Origin of the sequence: Lacticaseibacillus zhaodongensis (assembly GCF_009687905.1) — a bacterium.
Classification (GTDB): Bacteria; Bacillota; Bacilli; order Lactobacillales; family Lactobacillaceae; genus Lacticaseibacillus; species Lacticaseibacillus zhaodongensis.
Genome location: NZ_BLBG01000016.1, coordinates 18,725 through 39,540 on the forward strand (window position 1 = coordinate 18,725; position 20,816 = coordinate 39,540).

Here is a 20,816-nt window from a genome sequence, read left to right on the forward strand (position 1 = left end):
TTTAATGAAAACAAATTTCGAAGACGGTGTTGGCGTAACTGTGGGGGGTACAATGGCATTAGGAGTATGGTTGGGGCGCTTAGTCACCTCAATATTTTTCGTGGCGGGCTATTTGACCTACTACGATTCAAAAATATATCTACGTCTACGTGGCGGCAGTGATCGCTGGCAGCGCCTAATCAACCGCACTTTAAGCCAACTGATTCTAGTCGGCCTGTTGGCGTGCCTGCAAGCTGCAATTTTAACGGTGCGCCAGGGCAGCGAAATGTACGCCAATTTAGTGCTGTTCGCCGCGGCATACCCATTGCTCGATGAAACCACTACGCTCCCAGATTACTTATGGCACTGGGCACTCTTTAGTCTTATCTGGTACATTAATCATCCCTTCCAGGCGCAATTGTTTGTCTTCGTTGCCGGCTGTTTCGTTATCCTATGCGTAGCCGTTCGCCGCTTCCAATACCAATTCCACTACAACGCCGTTCCTAACCTAATTTTGTTCAGCACGCTGGGTATTCTTACCTGGACGACCCACGTTGGGATGACCCCCAGTTCTAGGTTGAGTTTCATCCTCATCTTCATTGCGATGAGCTCTTACGCCTACACCTACATTCGGCGGGTGCACGTCCACACTCAAGAACGGCTAAAGCTGAACGAATCCATAATGTATGACACCTTAACTCACGCCTACAGTCTGTCGCGACTGCGCAAAAATGCGGTCGCGGAGTTTAAGCATTGCCAACAGGACCAGCTACCAATGGCGGCAGCGGTTTTGGACATTGACTACTTCAAGTCGATTAACGACGAGTTCGGCCACGCTGCCGGTGATCAAGTCCTAATTTCCGTAACCAAATTACTGCAAAAGAAGCTGCTGGCTGCCCCCTTTGCCGCAGAACTTTACCGGACCGGTGGCGAAGAGATGACGATCATCATGCCTGATTGCTCTTTGGAGCAGGCCATCAAACTAGTTCGGGACTGCTGGACAACCGTGCGGACGGTGCCGATTCCTTACGAGGAAGACCACTTGCACTGCACCATTTCCATCGGCCTGGCGTACTTGGAACAAAGCGACACCGAACTTGACGACTTGCTCAAGCGTGCGGACGATAGTTTGTACCTTTCCAAGCAAAATGGCCGCGACCGGATCACTGTTGACGGGCAGGCTGATCTACTCAATAACTCGCACTCGGTAATGATCAACTACACCTACTACACCAAACCGGTGATGCGGATCAAAGACTCCGGCGTGGCAACAAACGAGTTACGGCTAGCAGTATACAACGACGGGCACTGGACGGACGCCCCCGATTTTTCGGCAACGGTTGCTACGCTGATGAAACTGATCAAGCAAATTAACGAGCACCTCGAAACACATGCGTTAGCCATCAACTACGAGCTGACACCGCTGTTTAATCCGGATATTAAGGCGGCTTGGCTTGACTATCTGCGGAATCAACAGAACGAATTTATGCTGCACGTTGAATTCAAAACAATGGCTGAACCCACCCTCTTCATTCAAAATGTGGCGGCTTTCAAGGCTTACGGAGCCCACTTTGTAATCGATGATTGTGATTCACCGGAAAAATTCACCGACTTTTTCCCCGTCATCAAGTATTTTGACGTTGTAAAGGTACCGCTGATTGCTAAACCAACGCCTGAGCAAGTTAAGGCCATGCACACCAACCTCGCCTTTTGGCACGGCGTTTGTGTGCAGTACGGAATGACGATGGTTATCACCGGTATCGAGAGCGATGCGGGGTTGCGGATGTGCGATCGCTATCACGCTGAGTTCGGGCAGGGCAATTACTTCAGTCGGCCGGTACTGCCGCGGATCATGTAAAGCCGATTCTCTAAGCGTCCGGCTACTATAGCCGTTACCCGCAACACTTTGGCTCTGAATAACTTCCTAAAGTCATTATTACCCGGGCAATAATTCGCTGCTCAACAAAGAAGCCACACTCGCAGTCTCCGAATGTGGCTTCTTTGTTTGGCTTAATTTTGTTTGCTAGTGACCAGCGCGTTGTGCGCGATGTCGCTGCGGTACGCCAGCTGCCCAGCGTACTGCTGAACAAGTGCGTAGGCCGCCTTAGTTGCACTGCCAGCGTCAGTACCGCTGCCAACTATGGTCAGCACTCGGCCACCGGTACTCACGAGGCCACCAGCCGTTTTGCTGACCGCCGCGGGAATCCAGGCGTGGGCCGCCAACAAGGCCGTGTCCGGCTGAACTACGGGCAATGCCGGCTTGCTGGTGACTGGATAATCCGGATGCGTCAGAACGACGCCGACGTAGGTTTGCCCATCCAACTGCAATTCTGGCTGCTTACCCGCCATCAGGTCCGTGACGAGCGCGTAGAAGTCGTTTTGAATCTGGGGCAGGAGCACCTGCGTCTCCGGATCGCCGAAGCGCATGTTGTACTCCAGAATCTTGGGTTCAGCCGCCGTGAAAATCAGGCCCATGTAGATGACCCCGCAGCTATCAACGCCATCCGCGACCAGCGCAGCCACGGTTTGGCGCATCAGCGCGGTTGCCGCGGCCTGTTCCTGCTGCGTAAACTGCGGCAGTGGACTCACGGCACCCATCCCGCCGGTGTTGGGCCCGCGGTCATCATCATAGCGCCGCTTGTGGTCTTGGGATAAGGGCAAAATCACCGCGTTCTGGCCAGCAAACAGTGCCATCACTGATGCTTCCTGACCGGCCAGAAACTCCTCAATCAGTACCGGGGCCGCAGCATCGGCAGCATAGAGCCGGTCAATGGCCGCACGCGCCGTATCAACATCCTGGGCCACCACGACGCCCTTACCGCCAGCGAGCCCGTCCGCCTTGATGACGATGGGTACACCCCACTCATCCAGCACGGACAATGCCGCACTGAGGGACTGGACACTTTTGGCCCGCGCGGTCGGCAAGTCGTGCTTAGCCATGAAGTGTTTCGCGTAGGTTTTGCTACCCTCAAGCCGGGCCGCCGCCTTGGTGACGCCGAAAATCGGTAAGCCTGCTGCGGTGAAGGCGTCCGTAATACCGGCAACGAGCGGTTGCTCTGGCCCCACGAAAGTCAGCGCCACGTTAGCGGCCGCAAACTCAATGAGCGCCGGAAAGTCCATCACGTCAATCGCCACACTGTGCAGACCGACAATGTCCATCCCGTCGCCGCCCGGGGCAACGTAGACCTGATCAACTTGTGGTGAAGCTAGAAACTTAAGCCCTAGTGCCGTTTCCCGAGCGCCACTACCAACAATCAACACATTTGTCATTGCCCCTACTCCTTTCGCTTAGTGCCGGAAGTGCCGCACCCCAGTGGTGACCATGGCGATACCATACTCGTTCGCCTTGTCAATCGACTCTTGGTCGCGGATGCTTCCACCGGGCTGAATGATGGCCCGGATGCCGTGCTTAGCCGCATAATCAACCGAATCGCCCATCGGGAAGAAGGCGTCACTGGCCAGAACCGCCCCGGCAAAATTCTCATTCTGCTGGGCCTGGGTAATGGCGAGTTCAACGGAACCGACGCGGTTCATCTGGCCGGCCCCGATGCCAAGCGTCTGGTCCTTTTTGGCCACCACGATGGCATTGCTCTTGACGTGCTTGACCACGCTCTGCGCGAACACGAGGGCTTCAATCTGCTCCTGCGTTGGCTTAACGTCAGTTACCACGGTGAGGTCAGCGGCAGTCTCAACCTGCTGATCGCGCTCCTGAACGAGCAAGCCACCGCGCACGGAGATGGTCTCATACTCCGGCTTCGTCTTGTCAGCCGCAGCCATCTCAACCGTCAGCAGCCGCACGTTCTTCTTTTTGCTCAAGATAGCGAGTGCGTCATCATCAAAACCAGGGGCAATAATGATTTCGAGGAAGAGTTTGTGCATCTTGGTTGCCGTTGCCAGATCCACCTGCCGGTTCAGAGCGATGATGCCGCCAAAAATCGAAACGGGGTCCGCGGCAAAGGCCTTGTCCCAAGCCGCCTCGATCGTATCCCCACGGCCAATTCCGCAGGGGTTCATGTGCTTCATGGCCACGACGGTTGGCTGGTCAGCGTACTCCGCCAGCGTCAGCAGTGCGGCGTCGGCGTCCTTGATATTGTTAAAGGATAGTTCCTTGCCGTGCAGCTGTTTAGCCGCGGCAATTGAGGTCGCTGCCGGGTACGGCTCAGCGTAAAAGGCCGCCGCTTGGTGACTATTTTCACCGTAACGCAGCTCCTGCTTGCGCACGTAGGTCGGCGTGAAGGTGGTTGGGAATTCCTCAGTGGTCAGGTAACTAGCAATCTGTGCGTCGTATGCAGCCGTGGTGCGGAAGACTTTGGCCGCGAGCTGGCGGCGCAATTGCAGGTCGTCGGCATCAATCCCCTTCAGCACGGAATCATAATCGGCAGGATCAACGACCGCCCAGACCGCGTCACTGTTTTTCGCTGCGGCGCGCAGTGCGGATGGCCCGCCAATATCAATCTGCTCGATTGCTTCCGACCGGGTCACCCCAGCCTTGTGAATCGTTTCCGCAAATGGGTAGAGGTTCACGCACACCACATCGATCGGCGTAATTTTGTGCTCGTCTAACGCTGCCATGTGTTCCGGCAGATCGCGCCGCGCCAAGATGCCGGCATGAATGCGCGGGTGCAAGGTCTTGACCCGGCCGTCCAGCATTTCGGGGAAGCCGGTGACGTCTTCAACGCCGATCACCGTAACGCCCGCTGCCTGCAATGCCTTTTGCGTCCCACCGGTGGAAACAATTTCGAAGCCACGGGCAATCAGCCCCTGAGCAAAATCCGCGAGACCAGTCTTATCCGATACACTGAGCAATGCACGTTTCATTTATTCTTCTCCTCCGTTAAGTAGTTCCACAACGACTGCTGGCAACAATTTGTGTTCCGCCGCGTGAATCGCGACCTCAAGCTCCGCGAGGCTCTCACCCCGCACAATGCGAACCGGTTCCTGGGCGATGATCTCCCCCGAATCGATTCCAGAATCAACGTAGTGCACGGTGATGCCCGTCACGCGGACACCATAATTATAAGCATCCGCGATCCCCGTGCGGCCGGGAAAACTCGGTAATAACGCTGGGTGCAGGTTGATGATCTGCCGCGGGTAAGCGTTCAGCAGGGTCGGTCCAAGAATGCGCATGTAGCCGGCGAGCACAATCAGGTCAACTGGTGGCAACTGACGCAAAATTGTCGTTTCAGCCTTGGCCTTACTGCCGCACGCCCGGTAATCCACCTTAATGATCGGAATCCCCGCGGCCTGCGCCTTCGTCAGCACCGGCGCCCCCGCCTGGTCACAAACGAGCACGCTGATGTGCACTCCCGCGGCCGCATCACTGAACTTGGCCACGAGTGCCGCAAAATTACTCCCGGTCCCGGAGGCAAAAATTGCAATGTTCTTCATCATTCTTCCTCCCAAATAACGGCTGGACCACCAGCCGGCCGCGCGGTGACCGTCCCAATTTCAATGGCATCCGGAATTGCTTGCCGCACCGCGGCGACATTCGCCGGCGCAACGGCCAGTACCATCCCCACCCCGAGGTTAAAGGTGCGGCGCATGTCCGCGGTACTGAGTTCACCGGCCTGCTGCACGCGCCGAAATAATTCCGGCCACTGCCAGCTGCCGGCTTGGATATTCGCGGTCAATTTTGTCGGCAGCATCCGCGGCACGTTGTCCGTGAAGCCGCCACCGGTGATGTGCGCGGCGCCGTGAATCAGCCCCGCGCTAATCAACGGTGCGAGTTCCGCCACGTAGATTCGCGTTGGCGTCAGCATGGCCGCCCGTACGTCCCGACCGTCTGATAATGGTTGATCACCGAGCGTGGTGGCCGCCAGCAATTTGCGCAGCAACGAGAAGCCGTTGGAATGCGGGCCGGAGCTCGGCAGACCGATTAGCATGTCGCCGGCCGCAACGCCCCGGGGTAAGGTTTTATCCGCATTAGCCACGCCGACCGCAAAGCCGGCGAGGTCGTAGTGCCCCTGTGGGTACATGTCCGGCATCTCGGCGGTCTCGCCGCCAATTAACGCCATGCCGGCCTGCTTGCAGCCGGCGGCGATCCCGCCGACCACGGCTTGCGCCTGCGCAACGTCCAACTGGTCACAGGCCAAGTAGTCCAGGAAGAACAAGGGCTGAGCCCCGTCGGCAAGTAGGTCGTTAGCGACCATCGCGACAAGGTCAATGCCAATGGTGTCGTGCTTGCCGAGCTCCTTAGCCAGCAGCAGCTTGGTACCAACGCCATCCGTAGCCGCGAGTAGAACCGCATTGGCCACGGCGGGCATCCGGTATGCCGCCGCAAACCCGCCCAGGTCACTGAGTACATTCGCGTTACTCGTCGCCGCGGTTAATTTTGCGTACTCCGCGGCCGCCTGGTTGCCGGCGTCCACATTCACCCCTGCGGACTTGTAATCGATTTTCACGCGTGCACCTCCTCAACGTTAATGTGGCGACAAGCAAGCTCGGCCGCAAAACTGGCGGCGTAATCATCCAGTGGCGCCGGGTAATCACCAGTAAAGTAAGCCGTGCACAGGCCGCCGTGCGGCAAGTCTGGTGCCAGCCCGATACCCTCCTCGAGCCCCTTAACGGACAGGAAGCCGAGGGAATCAACATCGAGGATGTCACGCATCTCCTGGACGCTGTGGTTCGCCGCGAACAACTCGTTCATTGATTGAATATCAATGCCGAAGAAACACGGGAAGCGTAGCGGCGGACTGCTAATGCGCAGGTGCACTTCCTTGGCGCCAGCCGCCCGCAGCAGCTTCACGATCTGCATGGAGGTTGTTCCGCGGACGATTGAGTCGTCAACGAGCACGACGCTCTTACCAGCCACAACTTCAGTGATGGCGCTCAGCTTCATGCGCACACTGCGCTCGCGCAGTTCCTGCGTGGGCTGAATGAAAGTCCGCGCAACGTACTGACTTTTGACCAGGCCCATTTCGTAGGGCAACTTGCTCGCGCGGGCGTAACCGATCGCCGCAGACAGTGAGGAGTTCGGGACCCCGCAGACGATATCGGCGTCGGGTGCCGGCTGTTCCTGCGCGAGTCGCTCACCGAGCCGCACCCGCGCCTGGTGGACATTAACCCCATGAATCGTGGAGTCGGGGCGGGCAAAATAAATGTATTCCATTGAGCAGACGGTCAGCTGTGTGTCGTGCGTGTACTGCCGCGTGTGCAGGCCATCGTCATCCACAGTAATCATCTCGCCGGGCTGCACATCGCGCAGAAACTTGGCGCCGACCGCGGTCAAGGCCGCCGACTCGCTGCAAATCACGTACGCACCGGACGGCAAGGTCCCGATAACTAAGGGGCGGAAACCGTGGGGGTCGCTAGCGGCGTACATCGCGTGCTCCGTCAGCAGCATGAACGCGAAACCGCCATGCACGACGTTCAGCGCTGCTGCCAGCTGGTCGGCAAAAGTCTGCTGGTGACTGCGGCGGATCAGGTGCATGAGGACTTCCGTATCCGAGGTGGACTGGAAAATCGCGCCCTGATCTTCAAGTGTGCGCCGCAAACTCTTCGCGTTGGTCAGATTACCGTTGTGGGCCAGGGCAATGGCCTCCGTGCTGAAACGAAACAGTAGGGGCTGGATATTTTCCAAAATCCGCCCGCCCGCCGTTGAGTAGCGCACGTGGCCGAGCGCCGCGCGACCGTGAAGCTGGCTGAGCTGCTCGGGCCGGTTGAAGACTTCGGCCAGCAAGCCAAGTCCATAGTGGCGGCGCATTCCCTCTGGTGTGAGGCCAACGATCCCGGCTCCCTCCTGCCCGCGGTGCTGCAGGGTGTGCAGACCCAGGTGGGTGATCTCAGCGGCGTTGGGGTCGCCCCAAACACCAAAGACGCCGCATTCTTCATTTAGTCCTTTTAGCTCATGCGGCATGGAATCCCCTCCTCGTATGCTTTGCGCAGTTCAGCGCGACTGAATTGGCAATCAACACCACCGCGCAGCTTGACACTCAGGTCAGCTGTGGCGCTAACGGTCCCGATGAGCTCGGCGTTCCCACCGAGCAGTGCGGCAAAATCACCCTGCTTGGCAGTAGGAACGCTCAGCAAGAAGCGACCCTGCGTCTCGGCAAACAGTTCAGCGGGAATTTGTGACCACTCGACACTGGCCCCAAAATCACCGGCCAGAACCATCTCGCTGATGGCGGCCGCAAAGCCACCAACACTCAGGTCGTGGGCGGCGCTGACCAAACCGGTACGAATCGCGCGCAGAACTGCCTTTTGCGTTGCGACTTCGGCATCGAGGTCAAAATCGAACAGGTGCCCACCGATGTCACCCGTCAGCAGTTTCTGCAACTCACTACCGTTGAAATCGGGGCCGGTCTTACCAACGAGGTACAACAGATCGCCAGGATTCTTGAGCGCAATAGTGGTCACGTGCTGCAGGTCCTGAATCAGGCCGACCATTCCGACCATTGGCGTTGGGTAGATGGCCTTGCCGTTAGTTTCGTTGTAAAGTGACACGTTCCCGGAAATCACGGGCGTGTTGAGCGCCTTGCATGCGGCCGTGATCCCCTGGGCGGATTCTTCCAGTTCGTAGAAGTTCTCGGGCTTGGTTGGGTCGCCGTAGTTCAGGCAATCGGTGATGCCGATCGGTTTGGCGCCGGTTGCCACCACGTTACGCGCGGCTTCCGCAACGACCATCGCCCCACCGCGCTTCGGATCAAGGTAGAGGTAACGGCCGTTGCTGTCGGTGCACGCCGCCAGCGCGAGCTTGGTGCCGCGGACCCGGATGACCCCGGCATCACCACCGGGCAGCTGGACCGTGTTCGTTTTGACCTGCGCGTCGTAACGGCGGTACAGACTCTGCTTGCTGGCAACAGTCGGCTGGTTGATCAACGCCAGCCAGGTCTGCTTAACATCAGCGATTTCTGGGACAAAATCCGCTTGCGGCGCAGCCAGCCGGGCGGGCCGTTCACCGTGCTGGTGGTAAACCGGCGCGTCCGAGGTCAGTAGGGACACGGGCACATCGCAGACCAGCTTGCCTTTGTGCGTCAGCCGGAACTGGTGCCCATCGCTAACGTGACCGATCACAACGGCATCCAGTTCGTAGCGCTTGAACAGTTTCAGGATCTCGTCCTCACTGCCGGCGCGCACACACAGCAACATTCGTTCTTGTGATTCGGAGAGCATAATCTCAAAAGGAATCATCCCCGGTTCGCGCTGTGGTACCAGGTCCAAGTTCAGCTCCATCCCGAAACCGGCCTTGTCCGCCATTTCGGCACTAGAGCTGATCAAACCGGCGGCACCCATGTCCTGAATCCCGACGAGGGCGTCGCGGTGCTTACGGGTCACTTCCAGGCAGGCATCCATGAGTAATTTTTCCATGAAGGGGTCACCGACCTGCACCGCCGCCCGGTCAGCCTGCTCGGCATCGGAAAAATCACCGGACGCAAAACTAGCCCCATTGATGCCATCGCGGCCGGTTTTGGCACCAACATAGATAATCGCGTTGCCGACCCCGGAAGCGCGGCCCTTTTGAATCAGGTCTTTGTCCATCACGCCCACGCACATCGCGTTAACTAAGGGGTTGCGCGCGTAGCTGGGGTCAAAATTGGTCTCCCCACCGATAGTAGGAATCCCGATTGAATTACCGTAACCACCGATGCCGGCAACGATTTGGTCAAGTAGGTGCCGCGTGTGCGGTTCGGTCAACTCGCCAAACGCCAGTGAGTCCAGCATGGCGACCGGCTCAGCACCAATGGAGAAGATGTCGCGGATGATGCCGCCAACCCCAGTTGCGGCGCCCTCGTAAGGCTCCACAGCACTCGGGTGGTTGTGGCTCTCGGCCTTGAACACCACGGCCTTACCTTCACCAATATCGATCACGCCGGCACCCTCACCAGGCCCCATCAAGACGCGCTCGTTCTTACTCCAAAATTGCCGCAGCACGGGCTTGCTGTACTTGTACGCACAGTGCTCACTCCACATGCCGCTGGCCAGGCCGATTTCGGTGTAGTTCGGCAAGCGGCCGAGCTTGGTGCGGAAACGGTCGTACTCACAGACACTCAGGCCCCAATCGAGGTAGGGCTTCTTAATGGCAATATCCCGGGGACTCATCTCAACGCGCTGCATTAGTCGTTGCCTCCTCACACTGTGCCTTTAGTGACGCAAAAACTCCCAGTCCGTCCGTGCCGCCAAGCAACTGCTCAACCGCACGTTCCGGGTGGGGCATCATGCCCAAAACGTTCCCCGCCGCGTTGGTCAGACCGGCAATATCATTCAGACTGCCATTCGGATTATCAACGTAGCGGAAAATGACCTGGCCGTTCGCCTCAATTTTGGCGAGCGTGTCTGGGGCGGCGTAGTAATTACCCTCCCCGTGCGCAATAGGCAGGACAATCTCCTGGTCTTGGGAGTAGACATTGCTAAAGGCGGAGTCCGTGTTCACGACCCGCAGTGGCTCCGGCTCGCAAATGAAGTTTAAATTCCGATTCCACTGCAGCGCTCCTGGCAGCAGGCCCGCTTCGCAGAGAATCTGGAACCCGTTGCAGATTCCCAGCACGAGCCCACCACGATCGGCGTGCTCCCGCAAGGAGCTCATCACCGGGCTAAAGCGGGCAATGGCACCGCTGCGGAGGTAATCACCATAGGAAAAGCCTCCGGGCACGCAGACCAGGTCGTAATTGTCTAAGTGCTCGGCGCTAGCGGGCACGAGCTCACTATCAATGCCAGACATGGTGTCCAGCGCCCAGAGCAAGTCCCGGTCACAATTAGAGCCAGGGAAACTAAGTACGGCCGCTCTCATTCCCGCACCTCACTTTGTTCTTCCAGCTCGAAGCGGTAGGTCTCCATGTTGACGTTAGCGAGCAGCTCATCGCAAATACGGTCGACCTGGGTGTTCGCGGCCGCGACACTATCAGCAGTGAGTTCGAGTTCAAAATACTTACCGTAGAGCACTGAACTAACATTATCCATGCTCATTCGGGTCAGCGCAGTTTTGATTGCTTCCGCCTTGGGGTCGAGAACAGACGGTTTGTAGTTAACGTGGATTTTAGCCAAGAAGTTCACAATATGCCTCCTATTGAACACAGAGCGGAGGTTCGCGCATAGAAGCTGAGCATTTACGTACTTTGCGCCAGATGCCGGGTTTTGGCATTTGGTGCAAAGTGGGTAAAGCACAAGCTTCTGCGAACCGCAGCTCGACTACGAACACAGAGCGGAGTGAAGCGGTTTGAAACTGAGCATTTACGTATTTTGAACCAGATACCGAGTTTTGGTATATGGCTCAAAATGTGTAAAGCGCAAGTTTCAGCTTCACGCAGCTCACCTATGAAAACAGAGCATCATTTGCACTAACGAATCATTAATTACTTATTTAATTGCCCTTACTGTTGCCGCATTTTCTTGCAGCCGCCGCAACACTTCGGCGTACACCGGAGTGAGTGGGCCTTCATGCTTGCGGAACACGTCCTTGTCAAGTGATGCGCCTGTATCCTTGTCGACCAGTCGGAAGTTATCAGGCGATAACTCATCGGCGAGTACCAACTGCCCGTCACTAAGAAAGCCAAATTCAAGCTTGAAATCAACCAGCGTAATGCCGATTCCGGCAAACCGGGCGGTCAAGAACTCGTTTACCTGGTCGGTCAGGTCGTGAACCCGAGCTAATGTTGCCGCATCCGTGATGCCAAGAGCGATAATCTGCTCATTGTTAATGAAGGGGTCGTCCAGTTCGTCAGACTTGTAATAGTACTCGTGGATAGCTGGCTTGAAGGGCAAGAGGTGTTTCACGTGGAACTTGGACTCAAAATGCCCCGAAGCGTAGTTCCGAAGCACCGCTTCTAGGGGCAACATTTTGGCCCGCTTGCAGAGCATGCTGTCCGCATCGGGGTCGCTAACAAAATGGGTCGGCACGCCGGCAGCCGTGATTTCCTTGAACAGTAGGGTTGAAATCTGCAGGTTGAGGCGGCCCTTGCCACTGATTTGTTCCTTAACCTTACCGTTCAGCGCGGTCGCCTGATCCTTGTAGATCACCCACAACAGGTCAGGATCATCAGTTGCGTACACCGACTTGGCTTTACCACGGTACAAAAGTTCCTTTTTCACTGGCATTGCAAAATTCTCCTTTTGTTATTCATTCACCACAACGTACTACGCGCGCGGCTGAGTCACCGTGATGTGACCCATCTTGCGGCCAGGACGGACCTCCGCCTTCCCGTAATTGTGCAGGTGCCACTCGGGGTGCTGCGGCCATTCCTTAAGCGCGTTCGGCAGATCATCACCGAGCAGGTTCCGCATCGTCGCGTTTTCCACCAAGCGCACATCAGGAATCGGTAGACCGCAAATACTACGGATGTGGGCGTCAAACTGAGAAATGTTGCAGGCCTCAATTGAATAATGCCCTGAGTTGTGCGGCCGCGGGGCAATTTCGTTTACGAGCACCCCATCCGCGGTGGAAAACATTTCGATGCCGAGGACCCCGCGCAGGGTCAGCGCCGTCGCAATCGTCACCCCCAGCTGCTTGATTTGGGCTGCCAGTGCGGGGGTGATGTTCGGTGCCGGCGCAATTGTTTCGTGCAGGATATGGTGCACGTGGTGATTCTCCACGATCGGGAACACGTGCACATCCCCGGCAACGCCGCGTGTCACCATGATCGACAGCTCGCGGTCAAAATTCTGCCGTTGCTCCAAAATGCAGGGCCCCTTTTGCGTCAGTTCGGCCGCTGCGGGTAAATCAGCTGGTGTGTTCAAGTCCACCTGCCCGTGGCCGTCATAACCCCCGGTCGTCGTTTTAAGAATTGCTGGATAACCGATACTACCAACTGCATCCGCTAAGTCCCCAGGTGCACTGACCGCTGCAAAGTTCGTGACTGGCACGCCGAGGTCCTTCAGAAAACTCTTCTCCCGGACGCGGTCGCGACTGATTGCCAGTAGCTCCGTTCCCTGGGGTACCGCAGTCACCTTAGCAGCGGCCCGCAACGCGGTCAGGTCAACGTTCTCGAATTCATAGGTCAACACGTCACTACGCCGCGCGAGCTCCATTAAAGCATCTTGATCGGCGTAGGGCGCAGTAATTTGAAAATCGGCGACTTGGCCGCATGGTGAATCCGGCGTCGGTTCAAGGGTTCCGACCCGGTAGCCCATCTGTTTGGCGGCAATGGCAAGCATCCGCCCGAGCTGGCCCCCACCAATAATGCCAATCGTTGCGGGCGGCAAAATCACCTTAGTCATCAAGCTCAGCCCCACTTTCGCTGGCACGTTTGGTCTGGGCAGCGCGGTAGTCGGCTAGTTTCGCAGCAATCTCCTGATCGGTAATGGCGAGCATCGCGGCTGCGTACAGGGCGGCGTTGGTTGCACCAGCATCCCCAATTGCCACTGTTCCGACCGGAATTCCGCTCGGCATCTGCACAATTGATAGCAAAGAATCAATTCCGGATAATGTTCGTGTTTTGACCGGAACCCCGATTACCGGCACGGTCGTGTTTGCAGCCAACATTCCGGGCAAATGGGCCGCACCACCGGCCCCCGCGATGATTACATCAACTCCACTAGTGCGGGCACTTTTTGCAAAATTAGCTAGCTCATCCGGCATCCGGTGCGCCGAGATAACCCTGGTTACACGCGGAATACCCAATTCGTCAAGCGTTGCCGCTGCCTTTTGCATCGTCGGCCAATCTGACGTTGATCCCATAACGACTGCCACCTTCGTCACGATAACCCCTCTTTTCATCTTGATGGCCTGAGTCTACCATGCCGCAAGTGCGGATTCAATGGTTAATCTTAACAATCTTGTTACTTCATGTTTATATTGTTCGTATTTACGAATGATTAGCTTGTGCTTTTATACACATAAAGCTGATAATGAATACTTTTTTCACCAAACCAGGTATATCATTACTGTAAGCGCTATTTATTAACGGAGGGATAACCGTGCAGAAATACATCATGGCAATTGACGAAGGGACTACGAGCACCCGCGCAATCATCTTCGATCATGCCGGCAATACAATCGCCGAGGCCCAGCGCGAATTCACCCAGTACTTTCCGCATCCGGGTTGGGTCGAGCACGACGCTAATGAGATTTGGAATGCCGTGCAGGCAACCATTGCGGATATTTTCATTAACGCTGCCGTCCAGCCCAATCAAATTGCTGGGATCGGGATCACCAACCAGCGGGAAACGACCGTCATTTGGGACCGCCAGACTGGGCTGCCCATCTACCACGCAATCGTGTGGCAGTCGCGGCAGACCACGGCGATTGCGGAACAGTTGCGGGCAGACGGCTACGCGGACTTATTTCAGAAACGAACCGGCCTGATTATCGATCCATATTTTTCCGCAACCAAAATTCGCTGGATCCTCGACCAAGTGCCCGGCGCGCAGGAACGCGCCGAGCGCGGGGAACTGCTTTTCGGGACCATTGATAGCTGGCTTACCTGGAAGTTATCCGGGGGTGCGATTCACGTGACGGATTACACAAACGCGAGTCGCACCGCCCTTTTCAACATCCACACCCTAAAGTGGGATGACGATATTTTGCACCTGCTCAACATTCCCAAGGCGATGTTGCCAACAGTCCGGCCCAACGACCGGGTCTACGGCGTGACGGCCAGCTACCACTTTTACGGCACGCAAGCGCCAATTGCCGGGATTGCTGGTGATCAACAGGCTGCACTATTTGGGCAGCTGGCGCTGAACGACGGTGAAGTTAAAAACACTTATGGTACCGGTAGTTTCATCGTCATGAACACGGGCACCAAGGCGGTCAAGTCGGGGCACAACCTGCTAACGACCATCGCGTACGGAATGAATGGCAAGGTTAATTACGCACTCGAAGGATCAGTTTTCGTCGCTGGTTCGGCCATTCAGTGGTTGCGGGATGGGATGCAGCTCGTTGCTAATGCAGCCGACTCTGAAGCCGCAGCCAAACGTTCAACCAGTAACAATGAAGTTTACGTAGTCCCCGCGTTCACCGGACTGGGCGCACCGTACTGGGATCCCGATGCCCGGGGTGCGGTGTTTGGTATCACTCGCGGAACGAACCGCGACGATTTTGTAAAGGCCACCCTGCAGTCACTCGCCTACCAAACTAAAGACGTGGTCACGACGATGGAAGCCGACACCGGGATCGACATTCCCCGCTTGCGTGTCGACGGTGGTGCGGCCCGCAACGACTTCCTGATGCAGTTCCAGGCCGACATTCTGGGCTTACCGCTCGAACGCGCTGCGGTCCTCGAAACCACCGCGCGCGGTGTTGCTTTCATCGCTGGCTTGGCCATTGGCTTTTGGCAAAATACGGACGAACTCAAAGCAATCAACACCGGCAACACTACTTTCAAACCACAAATGGCTGTCGCGACGAGCGAAAAGCTATACATTGGTTGGCAAAAGGCGGTCGCGGCAACCCGTTATTTCAGTAAGCATGATTGAAAATTTTTTTCGTGAAAGAACCATTGTGTTTGTTGTTTACTATGATACAATCAGTGTAAAATGATGTGCATTTATGGGTACAAAAATGATTTTGGCCCATGAACACTTGATTCTCGAGTATTGGCACAAATAAGGGATCAGTTCCAAGGAGGCAGTTAGCATGTTGCGTTTTTACGGACAACCAAAGTTCAATCTTGATAAGACAGACAAAGAACCTGTCGGCTATGAGTTGTTCATTCGCGAGCAACGCGGCGAAAACTGGGTGCTTCCTGATGACTTTACGGCCAGCACTCCCGAACAAATCGCCGACCTGTTGATGCGCACCATCGCCATGCTCCCTGAGCACGTGCAACTGGTATCCTTCAACCTGGAGCAGTGTCAGTTCATCGACCCAGCGTTCACAAAAGCAATCGCTAAGGTTCAAGCGACCACTAACGTTGAGATTTTCACCGAGCTGACAGAGCGAACCGACCCCAACGTAACCAACGACCAGCTCTACGCTGCAGCCCAGCGTTTCCACGCCGCGCACCTGCTTGTTTGCATGGATGACGTTGGGACTGGTGATAACACACCGGAGCTCGTCGTTGCTCTTGATGACTTCATCGATGAATACAAGTTCGCGCTCCAAAACTTCCGGCCCTTCAACCACATCAGCGAAATCAAGGAAACAATCGATTACTGGTACGACATGGCGGAAAAGCACCACAAGATGCTCGCAATCGAGGGTATCGAGACCGCCGAGGACCTAGCTACCATCCAGGAAGACTATCCGTGCAACCTGATTCAGGGTTACTACACGGGGCGCCCATTCCTGATGCCAATTTCTTCAGTTACTGCCGCCAGCTAAGCGTGCGATACTAAAATCTGTTAATTAACTTCGGTCCCCGCAAGGCGGGGGCCGCTTTTTTTGCATGTGGAGCATAACGAAGCAGTGCGCGGCCAGGTTCTTACATAAGCCGCAACCACCTACATACACAAAAAAAGGTTCCCGCACGAGCGGGAACCTTTCGTTTCAATTGTTTATCTCATTCAGGTGCTTTGTACTTAGTTAATGTCGATGGTGCCGTCAATGTCCTTGATGTCATCAGCCTTAGGAAGCGTGATATTCAGGACCCCGTTGTCGAGCTTGGCGCTGATCTTATCGCGGTCAACGTTGAGCAAACGGTAGTTCCGACTCATCTCGCCGTATGAACGTTCACTCATCAAGAGGTCACCGTTCTTGTCGGTGTGATCATCATAACTGTTCTGACGAACACTAATGCTGAGGGTGTCATCATTGTAAGCTAGCTTGATGTCTTCCTTCTTAACTCCAGGAACATCAACTGTTACCTGATAATTCTTGTCGGTTTCTTTAATATCGGTCTTCAGCGCGCGGCTAGGAGCCATACTCCCGAAGAGGTGCCGACCAACCTGCTCAAAGAACGGGTCTGCGAGCCAATCATCGTGTTGCATCAATTCGTTTGCCATGTGCATTCATCCTTTCTATTAACCTTTATCTCTCAACACGTTAAGTATACCACATTTAACACAAAAAGTAAGCGTATAGCGATATTTTTTAAGCAAACACCGTCTATAAAGGGTTTAAAAAGAAACTAACAATCTTAAAATCTATTAAATTCGCATATACCAATATTAAATGAAATCATGAGCAGATATTAATTTATGATTGTCCCCACTAATGTACAGGCAAGCACAGTTTGTCCCCATGACTTATGCACACCGTCCACAAACTTATCCCCAAATCTGGGGGTAAAGCACTTGTTCGGAACAACATTTGGTGCCTACAAAATGCAAGCCCTAATTAGCAAAAAAGCTTTTGTCCACAGCATCTTAATATTCGTTTAAAGTCTGTAAGCGACGTCAAAAGCCTGTCTCCTAGGGCCTTCATGAATGTTCACGCACCTAAAAATTTTTTTGTCCACACCAGTAGCAAATCGGTGGAAAACTCGCAGAAACCCACTTATAAACACTATCCACAGAGTTATCCACAGGAGCGAAATGCACTTGTCCCCCGATTGAATCCCCAGCCCCTTTGCTGATTTACGAACTTTACACGTCAAAATCAATGTATTGTTGGTAAAAAAAGAACCATTAGCGTTTTTTAGGCGCTAATGGTTCCGATTTCTTACTAATTGTTACTATTTAGTGTTGCCGCCTTCCAACTGGTCGGTAGTTTGGCTAAGTTTGATCGTCACGTTCTTCTTACTGCTGCCCCGGTAGTAACTAACCTGAACGGAATCGCCCACCTTGTGTTTATAGAGCTCCGTGTGCAGGTCGGCCATGTTGGTGACCTTCTTACCATCAATGGCAACGATGACGTCGTACTCCTTAAGACCAGCACGCTTAGCAATGCTGGTCCGCGTGTACCCGGCAATCACGACCCCACTGGTGACGGAGCTAGGTAACTTAAGGATCGACTTTTGCTGATCTGCAGACACCTGATCAAGGTCGATCGCGGAAATTCCCAGTGCTGGCCGCACCACTTTGCCGCTGGTTACAAGCTGGTTGATGATTGACACCACTTCATTACTTGGAATCGCGAAGCCCATCCCTTCGACCGTCGCGCTATCGCTACTATCGCTAGACCCGGATAGCTTCATGGAGTTGATCCCAACGATCTGCCCGGAAAGATTGATTAAGGGACCACCGGAATTACCATTGTTAATGGCGGCATCAGTTTGAATAACCGTTGCCTGGCCCGTCGTCTGCCCGTTGTCATCGGTCGTGTCGACCGTCCGGCTCTTAGCGGACACGATTCCCTGGGTAACGGAGGTCGCATACTGGGTGCCCAGTGGGGAGCCAATGGCGAGCACCGTCTGTCCCGCAGCAATTTTGCTGGAGTCACCGAAGCTGGCCACGGTGTTCACCTTCGCACCGTCGATTTTGAGCACGGCAAGGTCGGTAACGGAATCGGCGCCCACTTTGTTAGCGGTCAGTTTGGTGCCATCGCTCAAAATAACTTCCAGTTTGTCGGAACCGGAAATAACGTGGTTGTTAGTGACGATGTAGGCACTGCCATCCTTCTTCTCGTAAATGACCCCGGACCCTTCCGAGTACTCGGTCAACGAATCTGACGACTTGGAACTGCTGGAACCGGAATCGCCACTATCCCCGAACAGGCTCCCCCAGGTACTCTGATCATCGTTTTGCTTTTGCAGGTTGATGACGGAGACAACCGCCCCCTTGACCTTGGAGAAGGCCGCCTGGCTCGCATCAGACTGCTTAACGGAAACATTAGATACTTGGGTCGTCCCCGCCTTATTGCTCGTGTCGGTGACGCCGAGGTTGCCACTGTGGTCAAAACCATAGTAGGCGACCCCACCACCGACACCGCCGCCGATCAGGGCCGCAACGACCGCAACCACAGCCGTCTTACCCACGCCGCCATTGTGGCGTGGTGGCTGCTGTCCCCCCTGATTGCCCTGGTTCTTGACTGGTTCTTCTGAGAATTGGTGTGAGTTATTGTCCATAATCATACGTGGCTACGTAGCCACCACTCCTCCTTTCATTAACTAACTCTGTTCGTCTATGGTTACATCATAGCTAGAAAATGTGCCTAAAATATGACAAACGCGGGAAGAATCCGGAACCGCTACGGAACCGGTCTATTCGTACACCCTTATCTTAATCATACTTGATTGGGAATACTCAAAGATAGGCTAATTTTGTAAAATGTTTAAAAATAAAAACTGCTCCACGACGATTAATAGTCGCGAAGCAGTTTCTACTTTGCTTACTGAGCTAGACCCAGTCTGTAGCGCAGCATCGTGTTCTTGGCGTCACGCGCCTGGCGCGCCGTCTTAGCAGCGGCTGGACTGGCCGAACGCATCTCTTTCCCTTCACTGTCGTGGTAAATCAGCAGTTCTGGCGGCATTGGTACCCACCGCGTTACATCCAAGTCGACATCGAAAGGTTTGGTGTAACGAGCACTGGCATCCGGTGTGCCCGGAATATCACCGCTAGTGCTGATCCGCACAACAAACGGGTGGTCAGCGTCATAATCAGCTGCGGTCTCAGCGTTACTAAAGTCAGCAGAATCAGCAAACTCGGATAAGAAGCGGGGGAACTGGCTACCATCAATTCCGAGGAAGACAGCTTCAGAAATTGGGGACAGGTAGATACTCTTCAGCTCATAACCCCAAGCTTGAATGTAACTGACCCCGTAAAATACCCGGTCCAACAGCATCTCAAATTGGGCCCGCCGGTAGAGCAGCTTAGTCACCCGTAGCATCAGGTCCAGATTTAAGTACTCACTGACCCCACTTTCATTGTGTTCTTCATAGAATTTGCAGGCTTCATCATATGTCAAAGTCCGGAAATTCGTCTCGAAGAACTTCGGGTGGGCCTTTTTAAACACGTTCAGTTTATCTCGGTTACCCCAATACGTTACGTGGCTGAGGCGCCGGACGTCCTTAATAACGTCTTTTTCCGCGCCCGCGATAACATTATCGACTTCCCGCCAGTTTTCGAAGTCTGAATATTTAAGTAATCCCGCCATCTTATTCGCCCCAGTTGTATGTGATTTCACAAAAATAATATTCGCACTTACCTGTTCCCATTATACCAGAGCACAGCGAAATTCCGCATTAAATCAGGTGCTACCGGATAATTGTCGATAAATTGTTAGATACGCAAAGCATTAAACGGTAAATAAACCTTCCGCTTTTTCGCGTTCCGTATCCAGAAGTGCAAAATCATGGTCAACGCCAAGTCCTTCACGTTTTAACAGCTCCGCAACGGTCGTGTGGGCCAGTGGTTTTGTGTTGTTGTGTGCGGAACGGTGACCCAGGTATACGCGCTTGGTCCGCGGCCCGATCACGCTCATTAAAGCATCCGCACCATCCGCGTTGGAGAGGTGACCGTAGTCGGACAGAATCCGCTGCTTCAGTCCCCATGGGTATGGTCCCTCCCGCAGCATCTCCACATCATGGTTCGCTTCCATGACATAGGCATCTGAATCTCTAATCGTGCCCGCCAGCCGGTCGGAAACGTAACCAGTGTCCGTCAAAATGGTAAAGGCCCGGTCATCATGGTGAAACTGGTAGAACTGTGGCTCTGCAGCGTCATGCGACACCCCAAAGCTCTCAACATCTAGGTCCCCCAGTGAAAGGGTGGTCCCCATGTCGAACAGCGCTAGTTGATCGTAAGGAATTTTGCCGACACTCTTCGGTAAATGAGCAAAAGTCCCCTTGTTGGCGTACACGGTCAGCTGCTTATAGCGCCGCGCAAGCACACCCATCCCCGCCACGTGATCCGTGTGCTCATGGGTAATAAACAGGCTGTCAACATCATTTAAATCACGGCCGATACTGGCCATCAGCGCGGCAAGCTTCTTGCCCGAGAGCCCAGCATCCACCAGCACTTTGTGTTCAGGCGTCTCGATGTAAGTCGCGTTACCTGAGCTTGAGCTCGCCAGCACACTAACGCGCATGCCAAAATCTTCTTGAGTCAAAGTGCCACGTCCTTCCTGATAATTCTATTGCCATTGT

Annotated in this window: 18 protein-coding genes; 3 read left to right on the forward strand and 15 right to left on the reverse strand. The window is 54.8% G+C overall.

Annotated elements, in window-relative coordinates; all coding sequences use genetic code 11:
- Positions 1–52: 52 nt before the first annotated feature.
- The gene (locus GN107_RS09475) at positions 53–1,837 is read left to right on the forward strand and encodes a bifunctional diguanylate cyclase/phosphodiesterase (protein WP_196246312.1); all 1,785 of its coding nucleotides are present in this window, start codon (positions 53–55) and stop codon (positions 1,835–1,837) included.
- Positions 1,838–1,989: 152 nt separating this feature from the next.
- On the opposite strand, the gene purD is transcribed toward GN107_RS09475, so the two are convergent.
- The 11 genes from purD to purE form a co-directional block, all read right to left on the reverse strand.
- On the reverse strand, positions 1,990–3,249 hold the full coding sequence (gene purD, locus GN107_RS09480) for a phosphoribosylamine--glycine ligase (RefSeq protein WP_155287618.1): 1,260 nt from the start codon (positions 3,247–3,249) through the stop codon (positions 1,990–1,992).
- A gap of 18 nt (positions 3,250–3,267) precedes the next feature.
- Positions 3,268–4,797 (reverse strand): bifunctional phosphoribosylaminoimidazolecarboxamide formyltransferase/IMP cyclohydrolase, encoded by a 1,530-nt coding sequence (gene purH, locus GN107_RS09485; protein WP_155287617.1) that lies wholly within the window; start codon positions 4,795–4,797, stop codon positions 3,268–3,270.
- A complete protein-coding gene (gene purN / locus GN107_RS09490) occupies positions 4,798–5,367 on the reverse strand; it encodes a phosphoribosylglycinamide formyltransferase (protein ID WP_155287642.1) in 570 nt (189 codons plus the stop codon). It abuts the gene before it with no gap.
- Positions 5,367–6,380, reverse strand: coding sequence for a phosphoribosylformylglycinamidine cyclo-ligase (gene purM / locus GN107_RS09495; RefSeq protein ID WP_230678597.1), 1,014 nt, complete (start codon positions 6,378–6,380; stop codon positions 5,367–5,369). The genes purN and purM overlap by 1 nt, the downstream gene beginning before the upstream one ends.
- Entirely contained in the window at positions 6,377–7,834 is a 1,458-nt protein-coding gene (purF, locus tag GN107_RS09500) for an amidophosphoribosyltransferase (RefSeq protein ID WP_155287616.1), read from the reverse strand. The genes purM and purF overlap by 4 nt, the downstream gene beginning before the upstream one ends.
- Entirely contained in the window at positions 7,819–10,032 is a 2,214-nt protein-coding gene (gene purL, locus GN107_RS09505; protein ID WP_155287615.1) for a phosphoribosylformylglycinamidine synthase subunit PurL, read from the reverse strand. Before purL ends, purF begins: the two co-directional genes overlap by 16 nt.
- Complete coding sequence (gene purQ, locus GN107_RS09510) at positions 10,019–10,705, reverse strand: phosphoribosylformylglycinamidine synthase subunit PurQ (protein WP_155287614.1); 687 nt, start codon at positions 10,703–10,705, stop codon at positions 10,019–10,021. Before purQ ends, purL begins: the two co-directional genes overlap by 14 nt.
- Positions 10,702–10,968 (reverse strand): phosphoribosylformylglycinamidine synthase subunit PurS, encoded by a 267-nt coding sequence (gene purS, locus GN107_RS09515; protein ID WP_155287613.1) that lies wholly within the window; start codon positions 10,966–10,968, stop codon positions 10,702–10,704. Before purS ends, purQ begins: the two co-directional genes overlap by 4 nt.
- Before the next feature lie 303 nt (positions 10,969–11,271).
- Positions 11,272–12,009: a phosphoribosylaminoimidazolesuccinocarboxamide synthase gene (locus tag GN107_RS09520; protein WP_155287612.1), complete on the reverse strand. Its 738-nt coding sequence runs from the start codon at positions 12,007–12,009 to the stop codon at positions 11,272–11,274.
- 39 nt (positions 12,010–12,048) lie between these two features.
- Entirely contained in the window at positions 12,049–13,128 is a 1,080-nt protein-coding gene (purK, locus tag GN107_RS09525; protein WP_155287611.1) for a 5-(carboxyamino)imidazole ribonucleotide synthase, read from the reverse strand.
- On the reverse strand, positions 13,121–13,609 hold the full coding sequence (gene purE, locus GN107_RS09530) for a 5-(carboxyamino)imidazole ribonucleotide mutase (RefSeq protein ID WP_155287610.1): 489 nt from the start codon (positions 13,607–13,609) through the stop codon (positions 13,121–13,123). Before purE ends, purK begins: the two co-directional genes overlap by 8 nt.
- Positions 13,610–13,827: 218 nt before the next feature.
- On the opposite strand from purE, the gene glpK reads away from it, so the two are divergent.
- Together glpK and GN107_RS09540 are read left to right on the forward strand one after the other, a co-directional pair.
- Complete coding sequence (gene glpK / locus GN107_RS09535) at positions 13,828–15,327, forward strand: glycerol kinase GlpK (RefSeq protein WP_269057691.1); 1,500 nt, start codon at positions 13,828–13,830, stop codon at positions 15,325–15,327.
- A 160-nt stretch (positions 15,328–15,487) separates the two neighbouring features.
- Positions 15,488–16,174 (forward strand): EAL domain-containing protein, encoded by a 687-nt coding sequence (locus GN107_RS09540; RefSeq protein ID WP_155287609.1) that lies wholly within the window; start codon positions 15,488–15,490, stop codon positions 16,172–16,174.
- A 197-nt stretch (positions 16,175–16,371) separates the two neighbouring features.
- Here the strand turns inward: GN107_RS09540 and GN107_RS09545 are convergent, their stop codons facing one another.
- From GN107_RS09545 to GN107_RS09560, 4 genes are all read right to left on the reverse strand, one after another.
- Positions 16,372–16,794, reverse strand: coding sequence for an Hsp20/alpha crystallin family protein (locus GN107_RS09545; protein WP_155287608.1), 423 nt, complete (start codon positions 16,792–16,794; stop codon positions 16,372–16,374).
- A gap of 671 nt (positions 16,795–17,465) precedes the next feature.
- Positions 17,466–18,797, reverse strand: coding sequence for a S1C family serine protease (locus GN107_RS09550; protein WP_155287639.1), 1,332 nt, complete (start codon positions 18,795–18,797; stop codon positions 17,466–17,468).
- A gap of 263 nt (positions 18,798–19,060) precedes the next feature.
- A complete protein-coding gene (locus GN107_RS09555) occupies positions 19,061–19,825 on the reverse strand; it encodes a hypothetical protein (RefSeq protein ID WP_155287607.1) in 765 nt (254 codons plus the stop codon).
- Between the two features lie 141 nt (positions 19,826–19,966).
- Complete coding sequence (locus GN107_RS09560; protein WP_155287638.1) at positions 19,967–20,758, reverse strand: MBL fold metallo-hydrolase; 792 nt, start codon at positions 20,756–20,758, stop codon at positions 19,967–19,969.
- Positions 20,759–20,816 lie beyond the last annotated feature (58 nt).

Coding starts and splice junctions, on each gene's coding strand:
- GN107_RS09475 (WP_196246312.1), top strand. CDS start 53: ATGGCATTAGGAGTATGGTTGGGGCGCTTAGTCACCTCAATATTTTTC.
- purD (WP_155287618.1), bottom strand. CDS start 3,249: ATGACAAATGTGTTGATTGTTGGTAGTGGCGCTCGGGAAACGGCACTA.
- purH (WP_155287617.1), bottom strand. CDS start 4,797: ATGAAACGTGCATTGCTCAGTGTATCGGATAAGACTGGTCTCGCGGAT.
- purN (WP_155287642.1), bottom strand. CDS start 5,367: ATGAAGAACATTGCAATTTTTGCCTCCGGGACCGGGAGTAATTTTGCG.
- purF (WP_155287616.1), bottom strand. CDS start 7,834: ATGCCGCATGAGCTAAAAGGACTAAATGAAGAATGCGGCGTCTTTGGT.
- purL (WP_155287615.1), bottom strand. CDS start 10,032: ATGCAGCGCGTTGAGATGAGTCCCCGGGATATTGCCATTAAGAAGCCC.
- purQ (WP_155287614.1), bottom strand. CDS start 10,705: ATGAGAGCGGCCGTACTTAGTTTCCCTGGCTCTAATTGTGACCGGGAC.
- GN107_RS09520 (WP_155287612.1), bottom strand. CDS start 12,009: ATGCCAGTGAAAAAGGAACTTTTGTACCGTGGTAAAGCCAAGTCGGTG.
- purK (WP_155287611.1), bottom strand. CDS start 13,128: ATGACTAAGGTGATTTTGCCGCCCGCAACGATTGGCATTATTGGTGGG.
- GN107_RS09540 (WP_155287609.1), top strand. CDS start 15,488: ATGTTGCGTTTTTACGGACAACCAAAGTTCAATCTTGATAAGACAGAC.
- GN107_RS09545 (WP_155287608.1), bottom strand. CDS start 16,794: ATGGCAAACGAATTGATGCAACACGATGATTGGCTCGCAGACCCGTTC.
- GN107_RS09550 (WP_155287639.1), bottom strand. CDS start 18,797: ATGGACAATAACTCACACCAATTCTCAGAAGAACCAGTCAAGAACCAG.
- GN107_RS09555 (WP_155287607.1), bottom strand. CDS start 19,825: ATGGCGGGATTACTTAAATATTCAGACTTCGAAAACTGGCGGGAAGTC.
- GN107_RS09560 (WP_155287638.1), bottom strand. CDS start 20,758: ATGCGCGTTAGTGTGCTGGCGAGCTCAAGCTCAGGTAACGCGACTTAC.